At 32.7% G+C, this 1,707-nt stretch carries 1 protein-coding gene; it reads left to right on the top strand.

All coding sequences use genetic code 11. The annotated features are described in order from the left end of the window. Positions 1-159: 159 nt before the first annotated feature. Complete coding sequence (locus HRG09_RS28005) at positions 160-1,083, top strand: DMT family transporter (RefSeq protein ID WP_174104058.1); 924 nt, start codon at positions 160-162, stop codon at positions 1,081-1,083. The last annotated feature ends 624 nt before the right edge of the window (positions 1,084-1,707 follow it).

Below are 1,707 nucleotides of genomic sequence, written 5' to 3'. Positions count from 1 at the left end.
CCTTAAGACGAGTCAGAATGACTCGTCTTTTTTGTGTATTTACATAAGTGTTTTAAAGAATAAAAAAAGAGTCTCTGTTTGTTTTACTCTAAGAGTACATAGTAAGATGGGGATATATGTAAATATGGAAAAGGGGAGATAAACATTAAAGGAATATGTATGCTGTTAACGGCAATTATATTATGGGGGATAGCAATTGCTCCAACAAAGTGGGCGCTTGAGTCAATTCAACCATTTACATTACTATTTCTTCGCCTTTGTTTTGCTGGGGGGATAAGTGCGATATTTTCTTTTCATGGATTGCGGGAAAGTATTACAAATAGGACCGTGCCATGGAAAAGAATGAGTTTATTATCTTTTTCCGGTGTAGCTGGCTATTTTATGTTCACCTCATATGGCATTTCATTAACAAGTGGTTTGCACGTTAGTATTATTGATGCTGCATTGCCGTTAGTTACGATTGTTTTTTCTGCAATTTTGTTAAGAGAAAGAATCCACATAAACTATTGGATCGGAATTGTATTAGGCTTTATTGGTGTCATATGTATTACAATCCCATTCAGTCACGATACTCAAAGTGCTTCTCTAGTAGGGGACACACTTATTTTATGTAGTACCTTTTTATTTGCTTACTATACAATATTACTCAAACGACCAAAACAAGAAAAGAAGTTATCGAATGAAGTGTTTACTACATTAACATTGTTAATTGGAGCGGTTATTTTATTACCTTTTGCTGCTATAGAAACTTTTTACTACGGTTTACCGCAACTACATACATGGAAGGCTGGACTTAGTTTTATGTATCTTGTTATTGGGGCAACAATTCTTGCCTATTGGCTTTGGAACAAGGCGCTAGAAAAGGTGTCGGCATCAGTAAGTGGGCTGTATCTAAATGCTTTACCACTCATAAGTATTATTGCTTCGGTTATTCTATTAAATGAATCTTTAACATGGAAGATTTTAATAGGTGGTTGCCTAGTTTTACTTGGAGTGGTCTGGGCAGATAAAGATAAATTACGTGTTCTAATGAAATCTGTAGATCGAAAGATGAAAGAAGATAGAAAGTGTAAAACACTTTAATATAGGAATGTAAAAAGAGGGTGTATGATTCATTGAGTATGAAACCCTCTTTTTAGTTGGTTTATAGGGAGATACAGTGAGATTAGAGAATACACATAATATTGTATTCATAGCGGCGAATACAAGGGTGGTACTCTAAAGTTGTTTGGAATAAATCAATTTTATTCCACGCGTACTCATCAATATTTACTAAAATACGCCTCCTATTCAAATACCTTTAGGAAACATATTTTCAATAAGTCTAAGTGTACTTACACAATTTAAATGGAACGATTGCTAATTATCTCATACTCCAATTACCCTGTATAACAATTAAATAGTATGAATTATATGGAGTTAATAACGATGAATAATTAAGTTATCTATGATGATGTTAACAAATGGGAAATGTAAACCTACTGTCTTTAAAGCATAATATCATTGTACAGTAGAAGAAGGAATGATAAAGAACAAGGCAATTGGTACTTTTATAGTAGAAAGTGAAAAGCTAATTGTTACTGATCGATATTATCAGATGGATGAAGAAAACCTCCATTGATTAAAGTTTCACTTTATGGGAATCTATATAGCGACTGGCGAATAAAAAACTTTAAATTTATTTAATAAAAACCATTGACTATTATT

It is taken from the genome of Bacillus sp. Xin1, from assembly GCF_013314535.1.
Taxonomy (GTDB): Bacteria; Bacillota; Bacilli; order Bacillales; family Bacillaceae_G; genus Bacillus_A.
This window is presented reverse-complemented; position numbering and strand designations above follow the sequence as displayed.

Bases quoted from the DNA above. Each gene is read 5' to 3' on its own strand.
- HRG09_RS28005 (WP_174104058.1), top strand. From the start codon at position 160: ATGCTGTTAACGGCAATTATATTATGGGGGATAGCAATTGCTCCAACA.